Genomic DNA, 24718 nt, shown 5'->3' with positions numbered 1-24718 from the left:
TTGCTATCAGGACGGTTTCTGTTTCTGCGCCCGCCACGTCGCCGGCGGCATGCCGAACTGGTTGATGAACCACCGCGTAAACGAGCTCGCCATCGAATAACCCAGCATGTCGGCAATCCGGCTCAGCGGATAATTCGGGTTGTCCAGATAACGCAGCACCAGATCGCGGCGCACATCATTGATTACATCGTTGAACGCACAGCCATCGTCCTTGAGGCGACGCTGCAGCGTGCGCACGTTCATGCCCTGGCTTTGGGCGACTTGTTCGATGGTGGCGCGGCCCATGGGCAGTAGCAGATAGATGGCTTTGCGCACTTCGAACAGCATCGAGGTGCCTTGATTGCTCTGCAGCGAGTCGAGGTAACTTTGCGCGTAGCGGGCCATGGCCGGGTCGGCGTTGGGGTTGGTCATGTCGAGGCTGGCGTCGGAGCAGACGATGCCGTTGAACTCGCTGCCGAACTCCAGGGTGCAGCCGAACAGCCGGCGATGCAGGTGCAGGTTGTCCGGCGCCTGGTGCATGAAGTTGACGCTGTAGGGATGCCAGTGCGAGCCGAGCAGCGCTGAGCACAGGCGAAACATCACGCCGATGGCCAACTCGGTGGCCTGGCGGCTGGGCATCGGCGATTCGGTGACCACCTCTTCGCGAATGATCACCATCTTGCCGGCCTCTTCGATGAAAATCGCCAGCGAGTCATTCATCAAGTGCCGGTAATGCACCACCACCTGCAGGGCATCGCGCAACGTGCGTTGATGACTGAGCAACAGGCTGACCACACCGAAGTCCGAGAGTTGGCGCGACTCGGCCATGCTCAAGCCAAAGGTCTGGCAACCGCTGGCGGCGGCCGAGTCTTCCAGCAGACGCACAGCGGAATCGATGGGGATGCGATGTTCGGGGGCTGACAATTGAGCCCTGCTCAGGCCGACGGCGGCCAATGCATCGCGCGGGTTGAAGCCCAGGTACTGGGTGACCTCTAGGTAGTTGGTCAGTACAGCGGCGCGAACAAGCTTGGACATGCGTGGGTCTTCCCTGGGCCGATGGCGAATGGCATGAGCGAGGCGACTATATCCAGCGCATCGACCGTTGAACAGTTGTCTTGTCGTCGATGGTTTTCGCGCTGAACGCTGTCGAATCAGCGCAGCTTGCCGGAGCAATCCAGCCTCATCCGTTGATTACAGTGACCCTACGCCAACCTGCGGGGTTTTTCGACCAGCGGTCACGGCGATGAAGTGTCGGACAATTTGTCATCAAAAGAAAAGTGCCTGACGTCCAATGTAAAGCGCCCCCGCTGGCCGCTCTTTAATGTCGACCCTACAAAAAGCCCCTGGCGAAAACAGCCAGTCGAGATATCGAGAAAGCGAAGGTGTTGACCGTGGACAAATTGCAAACTGCCGCCACCGTTCTGATCGTACCGGGTCTGCGTGAGCACGTTGCCGAGCATTGGCAAACGTTGCTTGAAGCGAGGCTCGCCAAGGTACGCAGCGTCCCACCACTGGAGACCGACAAGCTCGACTGTGCCGCTCGCGTGCGGGCAATCCAGCATGAACTGGAGCAGATCGACGGGCCAGTGATTCTGGTGGCCCACAGCGCAGGCGTGTTGATGGTCGCGCACTGGGCGGCGCAGTACAGCCGTCCGATCAAGGGTGCGCTGCTGGCCGCGCCACCGGATCTCGATGCGGTCTGGCCGTCGAACTATCCGTCTTCTGAAACCCTGAGCAGTCAGGGCTGGAATCCACTTCCTCAAGGCCCGTTGCCGTTCCGCAGCATTGTGGCCGGCAGCACCAACGATCACCTGGCCAGTTTTTCCGCCGTGTCGCGCATGGCTGAAAACTGGGGCGCCGAATTGCTCGATCTGGGCGATGTCGGCCATCTCAATCCGGCCGCAGGATTTGGCCACTGGGCGCAAGCCGAGGCGCTGATCCTGCAGCTGGACCGCTAATACAGGAACCGGACTGGCATTACGCCAACCGGCATTTGCCCTCACTCCTGAAACGTTGACCCGAAGAGGTCTGCGAGAGGGCGGCTGCGCTTAAAACAAATACAAAAAGGCGGAGACAACGCAATGCACAACAACAAGAGTCACGGGTTCACCGCATCACGCTACAGCTTGCTGGCCTCGGCCATTCTCGCGGCAACGGTGCCGATGGCCCATGCGGCGGAGATCGAGACGGGTAACCCGGACTGGACCGTTCGCCTGGATAACACCGTGAAGTACAACTACGGCGTGCGCACCGAAAGTGCCGACAAGCGCATGTTGGCCACGCCGAACAACAACGACGGCGACTACAACTTTCGCAAAGCCGGCACCAACATCACCAATCGTGTCGACCTGTTGACCGAGATGGACGTGGTCTATCAGAACCACACGGGCTTTCGCGTCAGCGCCGCCAGTTGGTACGACAAGGCTTACGAGAACGCCGGCTCCAACTCCAACCCGTTCGTCAACGGCAACGGTTCGACCTCGGGCCTGATCGCCAACGACCCACGTCTGGCCGGCGTGACCAATGACAACGTCGGCACCGGCAGCCCTCACCTGAGCAACTACGCCCAGCGCTACTACACTGGCCCGTCCGGCGAAATCCTCGACGCCTTCGTGTTCTACAGCACCGAGATTGGCGAAGAATCGATACTCAGCGTCAAGGCTGGTCAGCACAACGTGTTCTGGGGCGAGACCCTTCTCAACCCGGTGCACTCGGTCAGCTACGGCCAGTCCGGTCTCGACCTGGCCAAGCTCGCGGCGTCGCCGGGCACTGAAGCCAAGGAGCTGTTCGTTCCGCGTAACCAGCTGTCGATGTCGTTCACCGTCAACCCGGAATTGACCATCGGTGCCCAGTACTTCCTCGATTGGGATGAAGCGCGTTTGCCGGAAGCGGGCACCTATTACGGCGGTTCTGACCTGGTCGGTTTCGGCGCGCAGTCGTTCCTGCTCGGCAACACCAACGCCGTGGTTCCGGGCAGCCCGCTGGGCTGTGGCCTGGCGCCGTGCAACGGCTTGACCAACGTGCGTCGCGGCCATGACCTGACGCCGGACAAGCGTGGCGACTGGGGTGTCATGGCCAAGTGGTCGCCCGCCTGGCTGGACGGCACCCTCGGCGTTTACTACCGCGAAACCTCGGAAATCCTGCCGCAAGCCTGGCTCGATGCCCGTGGTCTGTCCTCGGCCAACGCCAACGGCACCCGCCCGGCCGGGCAAGTGCCAGCCGTGATCAACACCCTCAACTCGTTGAGCACCGCTACCTACCAAATGGCCTATGCCGACAACATCAAGATCGTCGGCCTGAGCCTGTCCAAGGACGTCGGCGGAGTCAGTGTCGGTTCGGACCTGAACATTCGCCACAACATGCCGCTGGCCAGTATTCCGGCGATTGTCAGCACCAACAGTCCGTTGGGACTGGGCCAGGGGCTTGGCCTGCTGCCGGCGCGTACCGCCGCCACCGGTGTGGTCTACGACACCCCGGAAAAAGGCGACAGCATGGCTGCCACCGGCGACACCTTGCACTGGACGCTCAATGGCCTGATGACCATTGCCGATACGCCGCTGTTCGATTCCGCGACCCTGCTCGGCGAGTTGTACTACAGCAACCTGCTCAAGCTCGATAGCAAGAACGAGGCGCTCTACAAAGGCAAGGACAGCTATCGCGGCATCGACGCACCGACCCGGGACAACTGGGGCATCGCGGTCAACTTCACACCGACCTGGTACCAGGTATTCCCCGGTGTCGACCTCAATGCGCCGATGTCCGTCAACGTCGGTCTCGACGGCGTGTCACCGGTCTCCGGTGGCGGTGCCAAAGACACCGGTAACTACGCCGTCGGCCTCGGGGCCGTTGTGTACAACAAATACTTCGTCGACCTGAAGTACGTGGACTCTTTCGGCAAGACCGACAAGTGCAACGTCAGCGGCACAAGCACCGGCCCGACCGGTGGCGACGGCTCCACGCCGAACGCCTTCAGCGGTAACGAAAACTACGCCTGTTACGCCGGAGGCTACTCGGCCTTCTCCGGTGGCGGTGCAACGACTGAGGACCGTGGCGCCGTGTACCTGACGATGAAAACCACTTTTTGATTCACCACTGATTTGCTCAATGCAAGCAGGAGAATAACAACATGAAATTCGCACAAACCGTGTTGGCCGCTTCGCTGGCCATGGTCCTTGCCGCGCAGGCACAGGCCGCTGTTTCACCTCAGGACGTTGCCAAGCTCGGCAGCAGCCTGACGCTGGTGGGCGCCGAAAAGGCCGGGAACGCTGATGGTTCCATCCCCGCCTACAACGGTGGCCTGACCACGCCGCCGGCCAGTTTCAAAGCCGGCGACAGCATGCGTCCGGACCCGTTCGCCAGCGAAAAACCGCTGTTGGTGATCGACGGCAAGAACGTCGATCAGTACAAGAGCATGCTCAGCGCCACCACGGTCGAACTGGCCAAGCGCTTCCCGACGTTTCGTGTCGATGTGTTCCCGACTCACCGCAGCGTCTCGTTGCCCCAGGCCATTCTGGATAACGGCGTGAAGAACGCCAGCGGCGCCAAGTCCCTCGAAGGTGGGCTGGCCATCGACAACGTGCTGCCGGGCGCACCGTTCCCGATTCCGCAGTCGGGCAACGAAGCGATGTGGAACTTCCTGCTGCGTTATCAGGGCGTGAGCATCAACACCAAGTACGACTCGTGGAACGTCGATTCCGCCGGCATTGCGAGCCTGGCGATCACCGGGCAGGCATTCATTTCCTACCCGATCTACGAAAACCTGACGCAGCCGATCAGCAGCGCCGACGTGTACTACCAGATGAAGCTGTCCTACACCGGTCCTGCGCGCCGTGCCGGGGAAGCGATCATGCTCAAGGACGCGGCCAACCCGTTGCAGCAACCACGCCGCGCCTGGCAATACCTGCCGGGTCAGCGTCGAGTGAAACTGGCGCCGAACCTGGCCTACGACACGCCGAACCCGGGGACCGCCGGCGCGGGCACCTACGATGACGTGTTCGTGTTCAACGGTGCGCTGGATCGCTACGACTGGAAGCTGGTGGGCAAGCAGGAAATGATCGTGCCCTACAACACCTACAAGCTGACCTACGTCCAGGATCCGAAGTCGCTGACCACCGCCAACCACCTCGCACCGGACTTCGTGCGCTGGGAAAAACACCGTGTGTGGGTCGTCGAAGGCACCCTCAAGGCCGGTGCTCGCCACATCTACGCCAAGCGCCGCTTCTACCTCGACGAAGACAGCTGGACCGCTCTGGCCTCGGATCAATATGACGCCCGTGGTCAGCTCTATCGCGGTTCCTTTGCCTTCCTCAGCCAGAGCTATGACAAGCAAGTGCCGGACTCCACGCCCTTCATGATCTACGACCTGGTCGGCGGCACTTACAACATCAACGGTGTGGTCGGCCCGTATGGCGGCATCAAGTACATCGACCCGCTCTCCAAGGCGCAGTGGTCGTCGGAATCCCTGGCCGGCGCCGGTATTCGCTAAGCCACGATCCAGTGTGGGAGCGAGCCTGCTCGCTCCCACATGACCTGCGCGGCGCCAGGTTTCAACGTCAGGCACACGGACGTGTGTCCCGGCGCGGTTTTCCGAAGAGGACGCGGTATGTGTTCGTATAAAAATAATATGTTGCAGCTGGCGTTTGGCGTGGTGCTCGGCCTGTTGCAGGGCATCACCCACGCGGCTGATTACGTTGATGTGCTGGACCTGCCTGTCAAGGTCAGCGCCTTGGCCATGAAAAGCCCGTTGTCCGGTATGGCCCGCGCCGGTGAGCGCGTGATCGCCGTCGGCCAGCGTGGCCATATTCTGTTTTCCGATGATTCCGGTCAGCACTGGAAGCAGGCCACCGTGCCGGCCAGTGCCGACCTCACGGCGGTGAATTTTCCGACCACCACCCAAGGCTGGGCGGTGGGTAACGACGGCGTGGTGCTGCACAGCAGTGACGCCGGTGCGACCTGGCACAAGCAACTCGACGGTCGTCAGATCGGCGCTTTGTTGGTCAAGCATTACACCGCGCTGGCCACCGCCGAGCCGGGCAACGAGCAATGGCCGCTGCTGGTTGCCGAGGGCCAGCGATTGGTCGAGCAGGGCGCGGACAAACCGCTGCTCGACGTCTGGTTCTCCAACGACAAGACCGGCTACGTGGTCGGTGTGTTCAACCTGATCTTGCGCACTGACGACGGTGGCCAGAGCTGGACGCCATTCCAGGACCGCACCGACAACCCACAGAGTTTCCACCTCAACGCCATCGCCTCCACCGGCGATGCGCTGTACATCGCTGGCGAGCAAGGCCTGTTGCTCAAATGGGATGAGAACACCCAACGCTTCGCCGCCGTGCCGACGCCGTATCAGGGCAGCTTCTTCGGCGTGCTTGGCAAGCCCGGCGAAGTGCTGGTCTACGGCCTGCGCGGCAATGTGTTGCGCAGCATCGATGGCGGCCAGAACTGGACCGCGCTCGACACCGGCCTGCACGTCAGCGTCACCGCTGGCCTGATCGATGCCGCCGGCAATTACCGCTTGTTCACCCAAGGCGGACAGATGCTGGTCAGCCAGGGCACGGGCGCGCAATTGCAGCTGCTGCGCCAACCGGTGCCGACGCCGGTCGCCGGTGCCACCCAGTCCGCCGCTGGCACGTTGGTGGTCGCGGGCAGCCGTGGCGCCCAGACGCTAGCCCTCGAACCCTAAGAGCGAGAACCCAGACATGGGCAATATCAAACAAGACGCCATGCCGGTGATCCGCGAATTACGCGATTTCGACCAGCGTTCCGGCAACCGCCTCGAACGCCTGGTGTTCAACTTCCGGCCGTTTTTCATGCTGCTGATGGCGTTCGCCACAGTCGTCTTTGCCTACATGGCCGTGACACGCCTTGAGCTGCGCCCCAGCTTCGAAAAAATGATTCCGCAGAGCCAACCCTATATCCAGAACTTCCTGGAAAACCGCCAGTCGTTGCGCGGTCTGGGCAACTCCGTGCGCGTGGTGGTCGAGAACACCCAAGGCGATATTTTCGACCCGGCTTACCTCGACGTTCTCAAACAGGTCAACGACCAACTGTTCCTCACCGAAGGCGTCGACCGCGCCTGGATGAAATCGCTGTGGAGCCCGGCCGTGCGCTGGACCGAAGTCACCGAGGAAGGCTTCCAGGGTGGCCCGGTGATGCCCGACACCTATTCCGGTCAGCCTGAGCAAATCGAGCAACTGCGCCAGAACATCTCCCGCGCCGGTCTAGTCGGCAGCCTGGTGGCTAGCGACTTCAAGTCGACCATGCTGATCGTGCCGCTGCTGGACAAAGCCGCCGCCGGTGGCCAACCCATCAACTACCACGCCTTCTCGCAGATGCTCGAAGAGCAGTTGCGCGACAAGATCGAATTCGCCGGTGACAGCACTGCACGCAAGGCCGGGGAAGAGGGCAAGGGCCAGTACAAGGTGCGGGTGATCGGCTTCGCCAAACTGATGGGCGCCCTGATCGATGGCCTGATTCAAGTGATGATGTTTTTCGGCCTGGCGGTGATCACTTCGCTGGCGATCATCTACGCCTACACCCGTTGCGTGCGCAGCACATTGCTGGTGGTTGGCTGCTCGCTGATCGCAGTGGTCTGGCAACTGGGCATCGTCGCCTGGCTCGGCTATGCCATCGATCCGTACTCGGTGCTGGTGCCGTTCTTGATCTTCGCCATCGGTGTGTCCCACGCCGCACAGAAGATGAACGGGATCATGCAGGACATCGCTCGCGGCACCCACAAACTGATCGCCGCGCGCTACACCTTCCGCCGCTTGTTCATCGCCGGGGTCACCGCGTTGCTCGCCGATGCCGTGGGTTTCGCCGTGCTGATGCTGATCGACATCCCGGTGATCCAGGACCTGGCGATCACCGCCAGCATTGGTGTTGCGGTGCTGATCTTCACCTCGCTGTTATTGATGCCGGTGGCATTGTCGTACGTCGGCGTTGGCGCCAAGGCTGCCGAGCGTGCTTTGAAGATCGACACCCGCGCCGACAAACACAAAGGCTTCGGCAAGCTCTGGGACTTGCTCGATCGCTTCACCACTGCGAAGTGGGCAACCGGCGCGGTATTGGTCGCGGTGCTGATGGGAGTTGGCGGTTTCATGGTCAGCCTCAACCTGAAAATCGGCGACCTGGAAAGCGGTGCGCCGGAGCTGCGCGCCGACTCGCGCTACAACCGCGACAACGCCTACATCACCCAGCATTACGCGCTGTCGAGCGACCTGTTCGCGGTGATGATCAAGACCGCGCCGGAAGGCTGCCTCAACTACAAAACCCTGGTGCTCGCCGACCGCCTGGCGTGGGAGCTGCAGCAGTATCCGGGCGTGCAGGCCACCGCTTCGCTGGTCAACGCCGTGCGGCAAATCACGGCCGGCACCTATGAAGGCAACCCAAAACTCAACAGCATCCAGCGCAATCAGGACGTACTCAACTACGCCGCGCAGCAAGCCTCGGTCAATTCGCCGGAGCTGTTCAACACCGATTGTTCGCTGATGCCGGTGATCACCTTCCTCAAGGATCACAAGGCCGAGACCCTCGACGCCGTGGTGGCGATTGCTGACAAATTCGCCAAGGAAAACCGCACCGAGGATCGCCAGTTCCTGTTGGCGGCCGGTACGGCGGGCATCGAAGCGGCGACCAACATCGTCGTGCGCGAAGCCAATCGCACCATGCTGCTCTACGTCTATGCGGCGGTGACGCTGTTCTGCCTGATCACCTTCCGCAGCTGGCGCGCCACGCTGGTCGCGCTGTTGCCGCTGGTGCTGACTTCGATTCTCTGCGAAGCGCTGATGGTTGCCATGGGCATCGGCGTCAAAGTCGCGACCCTGCCAGTGATCGCCCTCGGCGTGGGCATCGGCGTCGACTACGCCTTGTACCTGCTCAGCGTGCAACTGCACTTCCAGCGCCAGGGCTTGCCACTGTCCCAGGCCTACCGCAACGCCGTGTCGTTCACCGGTCGGGTGGTCGGGCTGGTGGGCATCACCCTCGCGGCGGGCGTGGTGTGCTGGGTCTGGTCGCCGATCAAGTTCCAGGCCGACATGGGCATCCTGCTGACCTTCATGTTCCTGTGGAACATGCTCGGCGCGCTGATCCTCATTCCAGCCCTGTCGTATTTCCTGCTGCGTGAACGGGTGCCGCAAACCGCACCCGCCACGCCGGCCGAAACCACTGAAACCACTGAACGTCCGGGCGTGACTCATGCCCTGACCACTTCCGAGTAAGCCAACAATGTCTGACTACAAAGCTCCTCTGCGCGACATGCGCTTCGTACTCAACGAGGTTTTCCAGGTGTCCCGGTTGTGGGCCAAATTGCCGGGCCTGGCCGAAGTGATCGACGAAGAAACCGCTTCCGCCATTCTGGAAGAGGCCGGCAAGATCAGCGGCGAAGTGATCGCGCCACTCAACCGCGCCAGCGACGAACAGGGCTGCACCTGGGACAGCGGCGTGGTCGGTGCCGCAGACGGTTTTGCCGAGGCCTATCAGGCCTTCGCCGAGGGCGGTTGGGTCGGTGTGGGTGGTGATCCGCAGTTCGGTGGCATGGGCATGCCCAAGGTCATTTCGGCGCAGGTCGAAGAAATGGTCAACGCGGCCAGCCTGTCCTTCGGCCTGTACCCGATGCTGACGGCAGGCGCCTGCCTGTCGATCAACGCCCACGCCAGCGAAGCGCTGAAAACCCAGTACCTGCCGAACATGTACGCCGGCACCTGGACCGGTTCGATGTGCCTGACCGAAGCCCATGCCGGCACCGACCTCGGCATGATCCGCACCCGCGCCGAGCCTCAGGCCGACGGCAGCTACAAGGTCAGCGGCAGCAAGATTTTCATCACTGGCGGCGAGCACGACCTGACGGAAAACATCATCCATCTGGTGCTGGCGCGACTGCCGGATGCACCGGCGGGGCCCAAAGGCATCTCGCTGTTTCTGGTGCCGAAAGTGCTGGTCAACGACGACGGCTCACTGGGCGAACGCAACGCGCTGTCCTGCGGTTCCATCGAACACAAGATGGGCATCAAGGCGTCCGCCACTTGTGTGATGAACTTCGACGGCGCCACCGGCTGGATCGTCGACGCGCCGAACAAAGGCCTGGCGGCGATGTTCACCATGATGAATTACGAGCGCTTGGGCGTAGGGATTCAAGGCCTGGCGCAGGGCGAGCGCTCCTACCAGAACGCCGTCGCCTACGCCCGTGACCGTCTGCAAAGCCGTGCACCGACCGGCGCGCAGCACAAGGACAAAGCTGCCGACCCGATCATCGTGCATCCGGACGTGCGCCGCATGCTGCTGACCATGAAAGCTCTGAACGAAGGCGGTCGTGCGTTCTCCAGCTACGTCGCGCTGCAACTGGACACTGCCAAGTTCAGTGAAGATGAGGTTACCCGCAACCGCGCCCAAGAGCTGGTGGCGTTGCTGACCCCGGTGGCCAAGGCCTTCCTCACCGACATGGGCCTGGAAACCACCTTGCACGGCCAGATGGTGTTCGGCGGTCACGGCTACATCCGCGAGTGGGGCCAGGAGCAACTGGTGCGTGACGTGCGCATCACGCAGATCTACGAAGGCACCAACGGCATCCAGTCCCTGGACCTCGCCGGGCGCAAGATCGTCGGCAGCGGCGGGGCGCTTTACCGTTTGTTCGCTTCGGAAATCCGCAACTTCACCGCCAACGCCTGCGCCGATCTTGGCGAGTTCACCAAGCCGCTGAACGCCGCCGTCGACACCCTGGACGAACTGACTGCGTGGCTGCTTGACCGTGCACAAACCAACCCGAATGAAATCGGCGCGGCCTCGGTCGAGTACCTGCACGTATTCGGCTACACCGCCTATGCCTACCTGTGGGCGCGCATGGCCAAGGCTGCGATGAGCACCCATTCGAAGGACGATTTCTACGTCAGCAAACTGGCCACCGCACGCTTCTACTTCGCCCGCCTGTTGCCGCGCATTCACTCGCTGAGCGCCTCGGCCAAGGCTGGCAGCGAATGCCTGTTCGCGTTGCAAGCTGACCAGTTCTGAAAGGACAAGGAGCCCCAACATGATGGCGACAAAAATAATTCCGCCCGCCGACGGCGCCTACGCCTACCCGCTGCTGATCAAGCAATTGCTGCTGTCCGGCGTGCGCTACGAGCCGGGCCGGGAAATCGTCTACGCCGACAAACTGCGCTACAGCTACCAGACGCTCAACAAGCGCATCCGCCGTCTGGCCAACGCGCTGACGGCGGCTGGCGTGAAGGCCGGCGACACCGTGGCCTTGCTCGACTGGGACAGCCACCGCTACCTGGAATGCTTCTTCGCCGTGCCGATGATCGGCGCGGTGCTGCACACGGTGAACATTCGCCTCTCGCCGGAGCAGGTGCTCTACACCATGAACCACGCCGAGGATGATCTGGTGCTGGTGCATGATGATTTCATGCCGCTGGTTGAGCAGATTCACGGGCGGTTGACCACCGTAAAAGGCTACCTCCAGCTGACCGACGACACGCCAGTCGAGACGTCTTTGCCGGTGCTGGGTGAGTATGAAAACCTGCTGTCCAAAGCATCCGAGCAATACGACTTCCCCGATTTCGACGAGAACTCGGTCGCTACCCTGTTCTACACCACGGGCACCACCGGCGACCCGAAAGGCGTGTACTTCACCCATCGGCAATTGGTGTTGCACACCCTGAATGCCGTGGGCACGCTGGGCGTTTATCAGGGCCAGCCACTGCTGCGCTCCGACGACGTGTACATGCCGATCACGCCGATGTTCCACGTACACGCGTGGGGCGTGCCCTATGTCGCGACCCTGATGGGCATCAAGCAGGTCTACCCCGGCCGCTACGAACCCAACAGCCTGGTGCGGCTCTATCGCGAAGAGAAGGTCACGTTCTCGCACTGCGTGCCGACCATCCTGCAAATGATCCTCAACTGTGAGGAAGGCAAACAGGCGCGTTTCGATGGCTGGAAAATGCTCCTGGGCGGCAGCGCGCTGACGCTCGGTATCGCCCATGAAGCCAGCGGCAAAGGCATGGTGGTGCACGCCGGATACGGCATGTCGGAAACCTGCCCGTTGCTGTGCGTGACCTACCTGCGCGACGAAGACCTCAAGCTATCTACCGAAGCCCAACTGCCGATCCGCATCAAGACCGGCACGACGGTGCCGATGGTCGATCTGAAAATCATCGACGCCGAAGGCAACGATGTCGCCCACGACGGCGAATCGCTCGGCGAAATCGTGGTGCGCGCGCCGTGGCTGACTCAGGGCTATTTGAAGGATAAGGAGAAGGGCGCCGAACTCTGGCACGACGGCTGGCTGCACACCGGTGACATGGCGTCGATCGATGAATTGGGCGGTGTGGAAATCAAGGACCGGATCAAGGACGTGATCAAGACCGGCGGCGAGTGGATCAGTTCGCTGGAGCTGGAAAGCCTGATCAGCCAGCACCCGGCGGTGATGTCGGTCGCGGTGGTGGGAATCGCCGATGAACAGTGGGGAGAGCGCCCGATGGCCATGGTCGTCTGCGAACCGGGCCAGTACCTTGACCGCAAACACCTGGAAACCCACCTGCAAGCCTTCGTCGATGGCGGGCGCATCAACAAATGGGCGATCCCCAAGCAGTTCAAGTTCGTCGCGGAAATCCCCAAGACTAGCGTCGGCAAGATCAACAAGAAGCTGATCCGGGAAACTGAAGCGGACTAAACGCTGTGCCCTCGGCCGTCACCGGGTCGAGGGCCTGGCCATCGATTTCCAATTCTTGTGCCAAGCTGTTGGGTGCCAATCCGCCTGCCGCCCACAGGAAACCCAAGACATGAAACTCGTCCACACGTCGCACATCCGTCGAGAGTTCTACAAAGCCGTCGGTTACTACCTTCGAATCGTCTGGCCGATCCTGTCCACCATGCTGATTGTCATCGTTACGTTTGGCCTGATCATCAGCTATGTGGAGGGTTGGGAGCCTTTTGACGGCATCTACTTCGGATTCGTGACCGGCTTGACCATTGGTTATGGCGAACTCGTGCCGAAAATGGCGCTGTCGCGGCTGCTGGCGATATTGCTCGGGTTCAACGGCGTGTTGCTGACCGCAATCTTCGCGGCAATCAGCGTGCGGGCGATCGAGATCGCGGTGCGGGTAACAGGTGGCGACAAGTAAGACAGGCTCAATGCCATGAAGTCGTGTTTAGATGCGGGTTTTGACCCACAGGGAATGACCCATGATCGACTTCAACAACAAGGGATTCTTCAAGCTCAAGCAAAACGACGAATACGCCGAACGCGTGACCGCCCTGTTGCTGGACGGTGAGAAAGTCATCGACGCCTACAAATCCATGCGCGACGGCGTGGTGTTCACCAACAAACGCATCATCGCGGTGAACGTGCAGGGCATCACCGGCAGCAAGAAAGACTTCACCTCGTTGCCGTACAAAAACATCGTGGCGTACTCGGTGGAAACGTCGGGGACGTTTGATCTGGATTGCGAATTGGAAATCTATTTTTCGTCACTGGGCAAAGTGAAGTTCGAATTCACCGGCAAGACCTCGATGGTCGAGGTCTCGAAGCTGATTTCCCAGCACTTGCTCTGAACTGACTGCAAAATAACGCGAACCCTGTAGGAGCGAGCAGGCTCGCTCCTACAGGTTTTTCAGTCAGCAGGCCCAGGGTATTCGTCCAGGTTTAAGCCTCCCAACCCGCCCCACTCACCGCCGCCTGCACCAACGGATGCAAATCCGCCCCCTGATGCTCCGTCTGCCACGCCAGCAATTCCTTACGCATGCTCGGTGCCCAAAACATCTGCAGGTGATTGCGCACGCTGAGCACCGCCTGTTCCTGGTCCGGTTGCGTCGCAAAGTACTGACCGATCTGGTTGGCCATCTTGATCAGGTTGTCCGTGCTCATTTGCGCACCTCGGCTTTCTCGGGATGCCGACGTTCCTTCAGCAAACGATGCTGCTCATCGCTGAATGCCTGAAAGCGTTTCTGCCATTCCGAAGGGTGATAAACGCGGCTGACTTCCACGGCCGTGACCTTGTATTCCGGACAGTTAGTCGCCCAGTCCGAGTTGTCGGTGGTGATCACGTTGGCCCCCGATTCCGGGAAGTGGAACGTGGTGTACACCACGCCCGGCGCGACCCGCTCGGTAATCCGCGCCCGCAACACGGTCTGCCCGGCGCGGCTGCCGATGCCGACCCAGTCACCTTCGTTGATGCCACGGCTCTCGGCGTCGGTCGGGTGGATTTCCAGACGATCTTCGTCATGCCAGGCAACGTTGTCGGTTCGCCGGGTTTGCGCGCCGACGTTGTACTGGCTGAGGATGCGTCCGGTGGTCAGCAGCAGCGGATAGCGAGCGTTGACTTTCTCCTCGGTCGGCACGTAGCCGGTGAGCATGAAGCGCCCCTTGCCGCGCACAAACTCTTCGATGTGCATGGTCGGCGTGCCGTCCGGTGCCGCCGCGTTGCAGGGCCATTGCAGGCTGCCGTGGCGGTCCAGTTCGGCGTAGCTGACGTTGGTGAAAGTCGGCGTCAGGCTGGCGATTTCATCCATGATGTGCGACGGATGCTGGTAATTCATCGGGTAACCCAAGGCATTGGCCAAGGCCACCGTGCCTTCCCAGTCGGCCTTGCCGCCGAGCGGCTCCATGACCTTGCGCACACGGGAGATGCGTCGTTCGGCGTTGGTGAAAGTGCCGTCCTTTTCCAGGAACGAACTGCCCGGCAAAAACACATGGGCGAACTTGGCGGTTTCGTTGAGGAAAATGTCCTGCACCACCACGCATTCCATCGCCGACAAAGCGGCGGTGACATGCTGGGTATTCGGATCGCTCTGAGCGATGTCTTCACCCTGGCAATACAAGCCTTTGAAACTGCCGGCCAGCGCCGACTCGAACATGTTGGGGATGCGCAAACCCGGTTCGGGTTGCAGGGTGACGTTCCACGCCTGTTCGAACTGTGTGCGCACTCCTTCGTTAGAGATGTGCCGGTAACCGGGCAACTCATGGGGGAAGGAGCCCATGTCACAGGAACCCTGCACGTTGTTCTGCCCCCGCAGCGGGTTCACGCCCACGCCTTCGCGGCCGATGTTGCCGGTGGCCATGGCGAGGTTGGCGATGCCCATGACCGCCGTGCTGCCCTGACTGTGCTCGGTCACGCCCAATCCGTAGTAGATCGCCGCATTGCCTCCAGTGGCATAGAGGCGGGCGGCGGCACGGATGTCGGCAGCGGGTACACCGCAGACAGGGCCAAGCACTTCCGGTGAGTTTTCGGCACGGCTGACGAACTCGCGCCAGTTGGCGAAATCGCTGCCTTCGCAGCGGGCATCGATAAAGGCCTGATTGAGCAAGCCTTCGGTGACAATCACATGGGCCAGCGCATTGAGCATGGCGACGTTGGTGCCGGGACGCAGCGCCAGATGCACTTCGGCGCGGGCGTGCACCGAGTCCACCAGATCAATGCGTCGTGGATCGATGACGATCAGCCGCGCGCCTTCACGCAGGCGGCGTTTGAGCTGCGAAGCGAACACCGGATGCGCGTCGCTCGGGTTGGCACCCATGACGAGAATCACGTCGGCCTGCATCACCGAGTCGAAACTCTGGGTGCCGGCAGATTCGCCCAGCGTTTGCTTCAAACCATAACCGGTCGGCGAATGACAAACCCGCGCACAAGTGTCGACGTTGTTATTGCCGAACGCGGCGCGCACCAGTTTTTGCACCAGATAGGTTTCTTCGTTGGTGCAGCGGCTGGAGGTGATGCCACCAATGGAATCGCGGCCATATTTTTGCTGCAGCCGACGGAATTCGCTGGCGGCGTAAGTCACCGCTTCATCCCAGTTGACTTCCTGCCACGGGTCGCTGATGTGCTTGCGGATCATCGGTTTGGTGATGCGATCCGGGTGAGTCGCATAACCCCAGGCAAAGCGCCCTTTGACGCAGGAGTGGCCGTGGTTGGCCTGGCCGTTCTTGTCCGGAACCATGCGCACCAGTTGGTCGCCTTTCATCTCGGCGCGGAACGAACAACCCACACCGCAATACGCGCATGTGGTGATCACGCTGCGTTCCGGCTGGCCCAGTTCGACCACGCTTTTTTCCATCAGCGTCGCGGTAGGGCAGGCTTGCACACAGGCGCCGCAGGACACGCATTCCGAGTCGAGGAAGTTCTCGCCACCGGCAGCGGCCACCCGGGATTCAAAACCGCGTCCGGTAATGGTCAGGGCAAAGGTGCCCTGGGTTTCTTCGCAGGCGCGCACGCAGCGGTTGCAGACGATGCACTTGCTCGGGTCGTAGTCGAAATAGGGGTTGGACGTGTCCTTCACATCGGCCAGATGGTTGTCGCCTTCATAGCCGTAGCGCACTTCCCGCAGGCCGACTTGACCGGCCACGGTCTGCAGCTCGCAGTTGCCGTTGGCCGAGCAGGTCAGGCAGTCCAGCGGGTGATCGGAAATGTACAACTCCATGACGTTGCGCCGCAGGGTCGCGAGCTTGGGCGTCTGGGTGTGCACGCTCATGCCTTCGCTGACCGGTGTGGTGCAGGACGCCGGATAACCGCGCATGCCGTCGATCTCCACCAGGCACATGCGGCAGGAGCCAAAGGCTTCCAGGCTGTCGGTGGCACAGAGTTTGGGAATGGTGGTGCCCATCATTGCAGCGGCGCGCATCACCGAAGTGCCTTCGGGCACGCTGATGCTGCGGCCGTCGATGTTCAGGGTGACTTGCACCTGGCTGTCACGGGCGGGCGTGCCCAGGTCGATATCGGTTTTCGGGTCGAAGAGAGTGATCATTGCTCGGCCTCCGAGGCGTGCAGGCCGAAGTCGGCAGGGAAGTGCTTGAGGGCGCTGGCCACGGGATAAGACGTCATGCCGCCCAACGCGCACAGCGAACCGTATTGCAGGGTGTCGCACAGGTCCTTGAGGATGATCACCTGCGCATCGCGACTGTTCTGGTCCGGCGCGGCCAGCAGGCGGTCGATTACCTCGACGCCACGGGTCGAGCCGATACGACAAGGCGTGCATTTGCCACAGGATTCCTCGGCGCAGAACTGCATGGCGAAGCGTGCCATGCGGGCCATGTCCAGGGTGTCGTCGGCCACTACCACACCGCCGTGACCAAGCATCGCGCCCATGGCGGCGAAGGCTTCGTAATCCAGCGGAGTATCGAATTGCGAAGGCGGCACCCAGGCACCTAACGGGCCGCCGACCTGCGCAGCTTTCAGCGGTCGGCCACTGGCGGTGCCGCCGCCGTAGTCTTCCACCAGTTCGCGCAAGGTCAGGCCAAAGGCCCGTTCCACCAGACCACCGTGACGCACATTGCCCGCCAATTGGAAGGGCATAGTGCCGAGGGAACGGCCCATGCCGTAATCACGATAGAACTGCGCACCCTTGGCCAGAATCAGCGGCACCGAGGCCAACGTCAGCACGTTGTGCACCAGCGTCGGCAGGCCGAACAAACCCTGCAATGCCGGAATCGGCGGCTTGGCGCGGACGATCCCGCGCTTGCCTTCGAGCGAGTCCAGCAGCGCGGTTTCTTCACCGCAGATGTAGGCACCGGCACCCACGCGCACTTCCATATCGAAGGCTTGGCCGCTGCCACCAACATCGGCGCCGAGGTAACCGGCATCTCGGGCGATGTTCAGCGCTGCGCGCAGGGTGGCCACGGCATCCGGGTATTCCGAGCGCACATAGATGTAGCCGAAGGTGGCGCCGACGGTAATGCCGGCAATCGCCATGCCTTCAATCAGCAGGAAAGGGTCGCCTTCCATCAGCATGCGGTCGGCGAAAGTGCCGGAGTCACCTTCGTCGGCGTTGCACACGATGTACTTCTGCGCCGCCTGAGTGCCGCGCACCGTGCGCCATTTGATCCCGGCCGGGAAGGCCGCGCCGCCACGGCCACGCAGGCCGGAGTCGAACACCGCCGTCGCAGTCTGTTCACCGCCAATGCTGACGGCCCTCGTCAAACCGTCGAAACCGCCGTGGGCTCGATAATCGTCCAGCGACAGCGGCCGGGTGATGCCGGCGCGGGCGAAGAGCAGACGTTGTTGAGACTTCAGATAAGGCAGTTCTTCCACCAGCCCCAAGGCCAGCGGATGAGCGGATGGATTGTCCAGCGCTTCAAGCACCGAGGGTACATCGGCAGCCGTCAGCGGGCCGAAGCCGATACGGCCCTGCGGCGTGTCCATTTCCAGCAACGATTCCAGCCAATACAGGCCACGTGAACTGGTGCGCTGCAACTCCAGCGATAGATTGCGTTCCCGAGCCTGAGTAATCAGCGCCACCGCCACCTCATCGGCCCCCACGGCACGGGCCAGCGAATCACAAGGCAGATAAAGAGTCGGCATCACGCGTCCTCCCGGCAAGCATCAAGCAACGCATCCAGCCGCTCGGCACTGAGCCGCGCATGCACCCGGCCATCCAGCTCCAGCGCCGGCGAACAGGCGCAGGCACCCAGGCAATACACCGGACGCAAACTGATGCTGCCATCGGCGCTGCTGCCGTGATCATCCAGTTGCAGCCGCTCACGCAACTGCGCGGCCAACTGTTCGGCACCACGGCTCTGGCACGACTCGGCCCGGCACAGCCGCAGGATATGCCGGGCGGGCGGTGCAGTACGGAAGTCATGGTAAAAACTGATCACCCCCCGCACCTCGGCCAGGCTCAGGTTGAGGGCATGGGCAATCTCGGGGACGGCGGCATCGGGGACGTAACCGATGCGCTCCTGAATATCATGAAGAATGGGCAACAGCGCACCCGGGGTGCCCTTATGGCGCTCCAGCAGACTGTTGACCACAGGCAGGTGCAACATCTCATCAGGCATTCAGCAATCCTCACGGTCACGGACAAACCAGAAGGTCGTCGGTTGTCCGAAAGTGTCGGCTGCGGCATTCACACCACGTCACGGTATCGTGGATTTCAGGCCGGTGGCCAGGGCACCCTTGGCGGGCATCTTGTTGTGCCCGATGCGATCTCTGTCGCACATCTTTCAGGGCATAAAAGGCAGATTGCCACGCGGCTATTGATTCAACTGCACCAAAGCGACGTGTTCAGTTCTGTCTACGACTATCCATTAAGTCTAGATGAGCGCCGCAAGGGCGTTCACACACCGACCTAATGCCCGAAGGGCTTGTCGATGGGTGATGTATAGCAAGCATTTTAGGTGAGAAGAAGCATCAGAATCGAGGGTAATTCTGCGGAGCAGATGTGTCGATCCTTCCGCTGCACCCCCAAACCCGCTCCAATGCCTAGTGAGCGGAAATGTCCTACATCCGTCTGCCCAAACAGAATCGGAAGCATCTGATTCTGTTTTTTGGCGATGTCTGAATGAGTCAACGCTTATCCCGAACGGCGTAGATTTCCTGCTCCTTTAAAAAGACAAACTACCCACTGCCAAGGAGCGGTCTCATGGCGTTCGACGCTTTTATCAAAATTGAAGGTATTCCAGGCGAAGCGCTGGACGAGCAACATAAGGATTGGATAGAAATTACCGGATACAACTTCGGCACTCATCAAAGCGCTTCCGCTACAGCCAGCTCTGCAGGTGGCGCCTCATCGGGGCGCACGACCGTTAGCGACTTCACGTTCACCAAGAACCTGGACAAATCCAGTTGTAAGTTCATAGAGATCAGCTGCGCAGGTGATCATCTGAAGGAAGTTGTTTTGACATTGCATCGCGCCGGAGGCGAGAAGCAGAAGTATTTTGAGATCACATTGGAAGAAGTCATCATTTCGAGCTACTCACAAAGTGCAAATGATGGCGTGCCTACTGAAAGCATCAGCTTGAACTACGGGCGTATTAAGACGATCTACACCCAGCAAAAAAGAACGGATGGTGCCGGCGGAGGTAACGTAGCGGGCGGTTGGGACCGTATCAGCAATAAGAAATACTCCTGAGGCCGCCATCCATGCCAGAGATCTTTGTAAATTCAAGGATGCAGCCTTATTCATATTTAAAGGCGACATTGCAACTTGGCAAAAGCTCAGCGTCAAAATTTGATGTGTTAAATGCACATGTTGTCAATGCAGTGGTGCTGCCGGGCGAAATAATAATTGTAGGTGATAATTCGACGCCGTCCTGTACGGCCGAAGAGGCGTTCTACATGAATAAGGCATCTGAAGTTCATTTGGCACTAATGGCCAATGGAATGCAAAGTGATGGGTTTTTAGTTGAGAATCATGAGTTCATAGCAACAACACTTGGGTATACATCGATAGGGGTAGGTAGCGTTGGCGCAGCCTGAAGTAAACACCTTGATGGAATCAAGCAAACCCTTGAAGACATTGAAGCGGCTCATCGTGATCATCTCAGAAATGGGACGTCTCAAGCTCGAGAAGATTTTTTAGGAAAGCGCAGGGCACTCTTTGGAAAACTTGATAATCAACTGAAGGGTTTTGCCAGATATGGATCAGGCCTGCGCAATCAAGGCTCGATAAAAAATATGCTTGGGATATCCACGAGAAGCTATTTGCACTCAGGGGTGATAGCAGGTTACGCCGAAACTATTAATGGCGTGGCGAAAGCTTCGCGTCTCATGAAATCAGGCACTTATTTGGGTATAGGTCTGAATGTGGCCGCAACAGGAACATCTATCTACGCCGCGTGTACCACTGGGCGCGAAGTACAGTGCAGAAAAGCTAAATATGTTGAAGGTGGTAAATTGTCTGGAAATGTTATTGGTGGAACCTTTGGAGGAACAGTAGGAGGCGGTGCGGCTACGATTGGTTGTGTTGCGCTCGGATTCGTCACAGGAGGCGCTGGAGCCTTGGCTTGTGCTGTAATTGGGGGCGCGTTAGGTGGATGGGGTGGTGGGGAAATTGGTGGTAATGCCGGAGAATGGATAGGAGACGTAATTTATGACAACACTTTACCATGAGTGAGCTTACGTTGGCGGTCGTTGGGCTGGTTATAATGGCATGTTTATTTCTTTCGATATGCTGGATATTTGTGTCCTCTTATCTGTTTACCGATTTGATTGAAAGACATCTTAGTAGTAGTAGGTTTGTGGCGAATAATCGAGAGGGTTTATCGGGCTTAGGGTTGCTCGGTACAGTTACGAAGAATTGTTCAATTGCATTGATGTTTTTGATTCCCAGGATTTGCGAGAAACGAGGTCTTGTCGAGAAAAATGAATTATCGAGTTTGCCGAGTCATTTGAAGAGAAAGTTGTTGGCGCCATGGATTACTGGGGGGATATTGTTTTTTGCAATGCTCGTCTTTCGGCTTTTGGTCGTTTGATTCTAACGCGTAGTTCGAGGCGTCCTTCTTGTTTTTGGTTGGCCTTGCCTGGACTGCCACGGCAGTAAGAAATTGTTACTGGAAAGTTAGACATGGCGAAGGGCGCGAACTGATGGCTCATGGGAAAATTCAGCCAATAGCAAGGAAGTGCAGAAATTGCGGTACAGTAAATGAAGCAGGTCAAAGGGGGATTAAAAGTGGTTACTGCTATGGATGTAGAAAATTAAGACATGAGTCAAAAAAAATCATTGTGTCGAAGACGCACAAGATCCGGTTGGTGGTTTTGCTCAGCGTTATTTCCTTGGTTTTTTTAACATTGGCCGGGTATTCAATTTATTTTAAATGCATCGTGCTGCCTTATGGAAGTCGTGGGCGATCCAGTTTTTTGGAGTTCAAAGGCTTTGAGGTTGCAGTGCCAGCGCTGTCGCTGATTCTGCTCTCAGTGGGTACGTTATCTACCATTGCAGTCAATAATTCCTCTAACGGAAAGGTGTATGAGAAATAATGAGCGTTAGTCTGTGTGCAGGCTTATTTTTGTATTGGATAATTATTTTCTTTGGCAGCAGATTTCACTACAGCTTATTTAATTAGCGTTGGTGCGATCATTGCGAGGGTGTCCGCTTTTTAGGTCGCGCCCTTCATTCATTGAATATCTGCTATCGGGCGTTGGCCATTCATTGAATATCTTTCAAATAATCCTTGAGCGCAGCGAGCGCGCCATCAAGCTCCTCCATCGTCTGAAACCCGGCAAATTCACCCGCCAACCTATGCAACTCCCGCCCCAACGGCTTATCCACACCCCCAACAGCCCCCAACGCCAACCCCACACACTCACCCACCTTCACCTGAATCCCCTCAACATCCCCCCGCCGCACCAGCAACTCAAAAACATCCCGCTGGTAATCCCCCATCACCAAATCATCCCGCAAAATCGGGCTCGAATCTTCCGTCTCATAAGCCAGTTTGAGGGAGAAGAGGGCGACGGTTTCCAGGTGCAATTCCATGGGGGGAATCCTTGTGAAATGTTCCGGCGGTGCGGGTGGTGTGGAGTAGCAGGGGCAAAAGCATCGCCGGCAGGCTGGCTCCCACAGGGTGGTGGGGTGTCAGGTGCTTTTCTGCAGGCGAAAAAAAAAGGCCTTGCTAAGCAAGACCTTTCTTAATTTTGGTGCCCCGAGGGAGACTCGAACTCCCACTCCTTTCGAAAACGGATTTTGAATCCGCCGCGTCTACCAATTCCGCCATCAGGGCTCAATGGCGGCGAAGTATAGAGATGAGATTACCGTCGGTCAATCAGGTACATAGAGAATTTTCACTATTTCGGCTAGACTTCCCGGCCCTGCTAGACGACACCCCATCATGCGCGTTGCTGACTTTACTTTCGAGCTCCCTGATTCGCTGATCGCCCGCCATCCTTTGGCCGAGCGTCGCAACAGTCGCCTGTTGACCCTGGATGGGGTCAGCGGCGCCTTGGCACACCGTCAATTCACTGATTTGCTGGAGCATTTGCGCCCCGGCGATTTGATGGTGTTCAACAATACCCGGGTGATTCCGGCGCGGCTGTTTGGCCAGAAGGCTTCCGGCGGCAAGCTGGAAATCCTGGTGGAGCGGGTGCTCGACAGTCATCGCGTGCTGGCCCATGTGCGGTCCAGCAAGTCGCCCAAGCCTGGGTCGAAGATCCTCATCGACGGCGGTGGCGAGGCTGAGATGCTGGCGCGGCACGATGCGTTGTTCGAGCTGGGCTTTGCCGAAGAGGTGTTGCCGCTGCTCGACCGTGTCGGGCACATGCCGCTGCCTCCTTATATAGATCGCCCGGATGATGGCGCCGACCGCGAGCGTTACCAGACCGTCTACGCCCAGCGCTTGGGCGCGGTGGCGGCGCCGACGGCGGGGCTGCATTTCGATCAGGTGCTGATGGAGGCGATTGCCGCCAAGGGCGTCGAGACCGCGTTCGTGACCTTGCACGTCGGCGCCGGCACGTTTCAGCCGGTGCGCGTGGAGAAACTCGAAGACCACCACATGCACACTGAATGGCTGGAAGTCGGCCAGGACGTGGTCGATGCCGTGGCGGCCTGCCGCGCTCGCGGTGGTCGCGTGGTGGCCGTGGGAACCACCAGCGTGCGTTCCCTGGAAAGCGCCGCGCGCGATGGCGTGCTCAAGCCGTTCAGCGGCGATACAGACATTTTCATCTATCCTGGCCGGCCGTTTCATGTGGTCGATGCCCTGGTCACCAATTTCCATTTGCCCGAATCCACGCTGTTGATGCTGGTTTCGGCGTTCGCCGGTTATCCCGAAACCATGGCTGCCTACAAGGCCGCGGTCGACAACGGGTACCGCTTTTTCAGCTACGGTGATGCGATGTTCATCACGCGTAATCCTGCGCCGACTGCCCCTAAAGAATCGGGCCCCGAGGAAACTGTATGAGTCGCACCTGTCGTATGTCTTTCGAGCTGCTGGCCACTGATGGCAAGGCTCGTCGCGGTCGTTTGACCTTCCCGCGCGGTACCGTCGAGACCCCGACCTTCATGCCGGTGGGCACCTACGGCACGGTCAAGGGCATGCTGCCACGGGATATCGAGGCGACTGGCGCGGAGATCATTCTGGGCAACACCTTCCACCTGTGGCTGCGCCCGGGCACGGAAGTGATCAAGAAGCACGGCGACCTGCATGATTTCATGCAGTGGAAAGGCCCGATCCTGACCGACTCCGGCGGTTTCCAGGTATTCAGCCTGGGCGCCATGCGCAAGATCAAGGAGGAGGGCGTGACCTTCGCTTCCCCGGTCGACGGCGCCAAGGTGTTCATGGGCCCGGAGGAGTCGATGCAGGTCCAGCGTGACCTGGGCTCCGACATCGTGATGATTTTCGACGAATGCACGCCGTACCCGGCGGACGAAGACGTTGCGCGTATTTCCATGGAATTGTCCCTGCGTTGGGCCCAGCGCTCGAAAAATGCTCATGGCGAAAACACGGCGGCGCTGTTCGGCATCGTTCAGGGCGGCATGCACCAGGACCTGCGCATGCGCTCCCTGGAAGGCCTGGACAAGATCGGCTTCGACGGCCTGGCCATCGGCGGCCTGTCGGTAGGCGAGCCGAAGCATGAAATGATCAAGGTGCTGGATTATCTGCCGGGCATGATGCCGGCTGACAAACCTCGTTACCTTATGGGCGTTGGCAAACCCGAAGACTTGGTTGAGGGTGTGCGCCGCGGTGTGGACATGTTCGATTGCGTGATGCCAACCCGTAATGCCCGCAATGGGCATCTGTTCATCGATACCGGCGTGCTGAAGATCCGAAACGCGTTCCATCGCCATGATGATTCGCCGCTCGATCCGACCTGCGATTGCTATACCTGCCAGAACTTCTCCCGCGCTTATCTGCATCACCTGGACAAGTGCGGCGAAATGCTGGGAAGCATGCTCAATACCATCCATAACTTGCGTCATTATCAAGTGCTTATGGCTGGTTTGCGCGAGGCTATTCAACAGGGTACATTGGCCGCCTTTGTCGATGCCTTCTACGCCAAACGCGGGTTACCTGTTCCGCCTTTGGACTGAGTTTTCTGAC

19 protein-coding genes, 1 tRNA gene and 1 pseudogene are annotated in these 24718 nt (G+C 59.6%); 14 read left to right on the top strand and 7 right to left on the bottom strand.

The features are described from left to right. Positions 1–6: 6 nt before the first annotated feature. A complete protein-coding gene (locus tag ACNYC6_RS08530) occupies positions 7–1014 on the bottom strand; it encodes an AraC family transcriptional regulator (RefSeq protein ID WP_419711915.1) in 1008 nt (335 codons plus the stop codon). Positions 1015–1370: 356 nt separating this feature from the next. Here ACNYC6_RS08530 and ACNYC6_RS08525 point away from each other — a divergent pair, with 356 nt between their 5' ends. The 9 genes from ACNYC6_RS08525 to ACNYC6_RS08485 all read left to right on the top strand — a co-directional run bounded on the left by ACNYC6_RS08525 (position 1371) and on the right by ACNYC6_RS08485 (position 13527). Then, the gene (locus ACNYC6_RS08525; protein WP_419711914.1) at positions 1371–1937 is read left to right on the top strand and encodes an RBBP9/YdeN family alpha/beta hydrolase; all 567 of its coding nucleotides are present in this window, start codon (positions 1371–1373) and stop codon (positions 1935–1937) included. Positions 1938–2060: 123 nt separating this feature from the next. Then, positions 2061–4064 (top strand): DUF1302 domain-containing protein, encoded by a 2004-nt coding sequence (locus ACNYC6_RS08520; protein WP_419711913.1) that lies wholly within the window; start codon positions 2061–2063, stop codon positions 4062–4064. Positions 4065–4105: 41 nt separating this feature from the next. Further along, entirely contained in the window at positions 4106–5464 is a 1359-nt protein-coding gene (locus ACNYC6_RS08515) for a DUF1329 domain-containing protein (RefSeq protein ID WP_419711912.1), read from the top strand. Between the two features lie 117 nt (positions 5465–5581). After that, positions 5582–6661 carry a WD40/YVTN/BNR-like repeat-containing protein gene (locus ACNYC6_RS08510; RefSeq protein ID WP_419711911.1) on the top strand — a complete coding sequence of 360 codons (1080 nt, stop codon included), beginning with the start codon at positions 5582–5584 and terminating at the stop codon, positions 6659–6661. A 16-nt stretch (positions 6662–6677) separates the two neighbouring features. Then, positions 6678–9197, top strand: coding sequence for an efflux RND transporter permease subunit (locus ACNYC6_RS08505; RefSeq protein WP_419711910.1), 2520 nt, complete (start codon positions 6678–6680; stop codon positions 9195–9197). 7 nt (positions 9198–9204) lie between these two features. Further along, positions 9205–10983, top strand: a complete 1779-nt coding sequence (locus ACNYC6_RS08500; RefSeq protein ID WP_419711909.1) for an acyl-CoA dehydrogenase C-terminal domain-containing protein — start codon at positions 9205–9207, stop codon at positions 10981–10983. A 19-nt stretch (positions 10984–11002) separates the two neighbouring features. Continuing rightward, a complete protein-coding gene (locus tag ACNYC6_RS08495; RefSeq protein WP_419711908.1) occupies positions 11003–12646 on the top strand; it encodes a fatty acid--CoA ligase in 1644 nt (547 codons plus the stop codon). A 109-nt stretch (positions 12647–12755) separates the two neighbouring features. After that, positions 12756–13097: a potassium channel family protein gene (locus ACNYC6_RS08490; protein ID WP_419711907.1), complete on the top strand. Its 342-nt coding sequence runs from the start codon at positions 12756–12758 to the stop codon at positions 13095–13097. Between the two features lie 61 nt (positions 13098–13158). Beyond that, entirely contained in the window at positions 13159–13527 is a 369-nt protein-coding gene (locus tag ACNYC6_RS08485) for a PH domain-containing protein (RefSeq protein WP_419711906.1), read from the top strand. Positions 13528–13618: 91 nt separating this feature from the next. On the opposite strand, the gene ACNYC6_RS08480 is transcribed toward ACNYC6_RS08485, so the two are convergent. From ACNYC6_RS08480 to ACNYC6_RS08465, 4 genes are read right to left on the bottom strand one after another with little or no spacing between them, the layout of a single operon-like run. After that, the gene (locus ACNYC6_RS08480) at positions 13619–13840 is read right to left on the bottom strand and encodes a formate dehydrogenase subunit delta (RefSeq protein WP_419711905.1); all 222 of its coding nucleotides are present in this window, start codon (positions 13838–13840) and stop codon (positions 13619–13621) included. After that, positions 13837–16713, bottom strand: coding sequence for a formate dehydrogenase subunit alpha (fdhF, locus tag ACNYC6_RS08475; RefSeq protein WP_419711904.1), 2877 nt, complete (start codon positions 16711–16713; stop codon positions 13837–13839). The genes ACNYC6_RS08480 and fdhF overlap by 4 nt, the downstream gene beginning before the upstream one ends. Then, positions 16710–18266, bottom strand: a complete 1557-nt coding sequence (locus tag ACNYC6_RS08470; RefSeq protein WP_419711903.1) for a formate dehydrogenase beta subunit — start codon at positions 18264–18266, stop codon at positions 16710–16712. Before ACNYC6_RS08470 ends, fdhF begins: the two co-directional genes overlap by 4 nt. Further along, complete coding sequence (locus tag ACNYC6_RS08465; protein WP_419711902.1) at positions 18266–18742, bottom strand: formate dehydrogenase subunit gamma; 477 nt, start codon at positions 18740–18742, stop codon at positions 18266–18268. Before ACNYC6_RS08465 ends, ACNYC6_RS08470 begins: the two co-directional genes overlap by 1 nt. A gap of 584 nt (positions 18743–19326) precedes the next feature. Here ACNYC6_RS08465 and ACNYC6_RS08460 point away from each other — a divergent pair. From ACNYC6_RS08460 to ACNYC6_RS08450, 3 genes and pseudogenes are all read left to right on the top strand, one after another. Then, positions 19327–19815, top strand: coding sequence for an Hcp family type VI secretion system effector (locus ACNYC6_RS08460; RefSeq protein ID WP_419711901.1), 489 nt, complete (start codon positions 19327–19329; stop codon positions 19813–19815). 11 nt (positions 19816–19826) lie between these two features. Further along, positions 19827–20795 (top strand): annotated as a pseudogene (locus ACNYC6_RS08455) (hypothetical protein). A gap of 390 nt (positions 20796–21185) precedes the next feature. Then, entirely contained in the window at positions 21186–21662 is a 477-nt protein-coding gene (locus ACNYC6_RS08450) for a hypothetical protein (protein ID WP_419711900.1), read from the top strand. A 169-nt stretch (positions 21663–21831) separates the two neighbouring features. Here ACNYC6_RS08450 and ACNYC6_RS08445 read toward each other — a convergent pair whose 3' ends face one another. Beyond that, positions 21832–22161, bottom strand: coding sequence for a hypothetical protein (locus ACNYC6_RS08445; protein ID WP_419711899.1), 330 nt, complete (start codon positions 22159–22161; stop codon positions 21832–21834). Between the two features lie 159 nt (positions 22162–22320). Continuing rightward, a tRNA-Leu gene (locus ACNYC6_RS08440) sits at positions 22321–22405 on the bottom strand. A 108-nt stretch (positions 22406–22513) separates the two neighbouring features. Between ACNYC6_RS08440 and queA the strand changes: the two genes are divergently transcribed. Together queA and tgt are read left to right on the top strand one after the other, a co-directional pair. Continuing rightward, the gene (gene queA, locus ACNYC6_RS08435; protein WP_419711898.1) at positions 22514–23578 is read left to right on the top strand and encodes a tRNA preQ1(34) S-adenosylmethionine ribosyltransferase-isomerase QueA; all 1065 of its coding nucleotides are present in this window, start codon (positions 22514–22516) and stop codon (positions 23576–23578) included. Positions 23579–23592: 14 nt separating this feature from the next. After that, entirely contained in the window at positions 23593–24708 is a 1116-nt protein-coding gene (gene tgt / locus ACNYC6_RS08430; protein WP_419712934.1) for a tRNA guanosine(34) transglycosylase Tgt, read from the top strand. Positions 24709–24718: the final 10 nt, after the last annotated feature.

This window comes from Pseudomonas sp. NFX224 (assembly GCF_048565165.1).
Taxonomy (GTDB): domain Bacteria; phylum Pseudomonadota; class Gammaproteobacteria; order Pseudomonadales; family Pseudomonadaceae; genus Aquipseudomonas.
Note: the sequence above shows the minus strand (reverse complement) of the source record. Positions and strands in the feature narration are given on the sequence as shown.

Excerpts from the sequence above, each read along its gene's own strand:
- ACNYC6_RS08480 (WP_419711905.1), bottom strand. The coding sequence starts at position 13,840 with ATGAGCACGGACAACCTGATCAAGATGGCCAACCAGATCGGTCAGTAC.
- ACNYC6_RS08530 (WP_419711915.1), bottom strand. The coding sequence starts at position 1,014 with ATGTCCAAGCTTGTTCGCGCCGCTGTACTGACCAACTACCTAGAGGTC.
- ACNYC6_RS08520 (WP_419711913.1), top strand. The coding sequence starts at position 2,061 with ATGCACAACAACAAGAGTCACGGGTTCACCGCATCACGCTACAGCTTG.
- ACNYC6_RS08500 (WP_419711909.1), top strand. The coding sequence starts at position 9,205 with ATGTCTGACTACAAAGCTCCTCTGCGCGACATGCGCTTCGTACTCAAC.
- ACNYC6_RS08470 (WP_419711903.1), bottom strand. The coding sequence starts at position 18,266 with ATGCCGACTCTTTATCTGCCTTGTGATTCGCTGGCCCGTGCCGTGGGG.
- queA (WP_419711898.1), top strand. The coding sequence starts at position 22,514 with ATGCGCGTTGCTGACTTTACTTTCGAGCTCCCTGATTCGCTGATCGCC.
- ACNYC6_RS08485 (WP_419711906.1), top strand. The coding sequence starts at position 13,159 with ATGATCGACTTCAACAACAAGGGATTCTTCAAGCTCAAGCAAAACGAC.
- ACNYC6_RS08515 (WP_419711912.1), top strand. The coding sequence starts at position 4,106 with ATGAAATTCGCACAAACCGTGTTGGCCGCTTCGCTGGCCATGGTCCTT.
- tgt (WP_419712934.1), top strand. The coding sequence starts at position 23,593 with ATGTCTTTCGAGCTGCTGGCCACTGATGGCAAGGCTCGTCGCGGTCGT.
- ACNYC6_RS08445 (WP_419711899.1), bottom strand. The coding sequence starts at position 22,161 with ATGGAATTGCACCTGGAAACCGTCGCCCTCTTCTCCCTCAAACTGGCT.
- ACNYC6_RS08460 (WP_419711901.1), top strand. The coding sequence starts at position 19,327 with ATGGCGTTCGACGCTTTTATCAAAATTGAAGGTATTCCAGGCGAAGCG.
- fdhF (WP_419711904.1), bottom strand. The coding sequence starts at position 16,713 with ATGATCACTCTCTTCGACCCGAAAACCGATATCGACCTGGGCACGCCC.
- ACNYC6_RS08495 (WP_419711908.1), top strand. The coding sequence starts at position 11,003 with ATGATGGCGACAAAAATAATTCCGCCCGCCGACGGCGCCTACGCCTAC.
- ACNYC6_RS08505 (WP_419711910.1), top strand. The coding sequence starts at position 6,678 with ATGGGCAATATCAAACAAGACGCCATGCCGGTGATCCGCGAATTACGC.
- ACNYC6_RS08465 (WP_419711902.1), bottom strand. The coding sequence starts at position 18,742 with ATGCCTGATGAGATGTTGCACCTGCCTGTGGTCAACAGTCTGCTGGAG.
- ACNYC6_RS08510 (WP_419711911.1), top strand. The coding sequence starts at position 5,582 with ATGTGTTCGTATAAAAATAATATGTTGCAGCTGGCGTTTGGCGTGGTG.
- ACNYC6_RS08490 (WP_419711907.1), top strand. The coding sequence starts at position 12,756 with ATGAAACTCGTCCACACGTCGCACATCCGTCGAGAGTTCTACAAAGCC.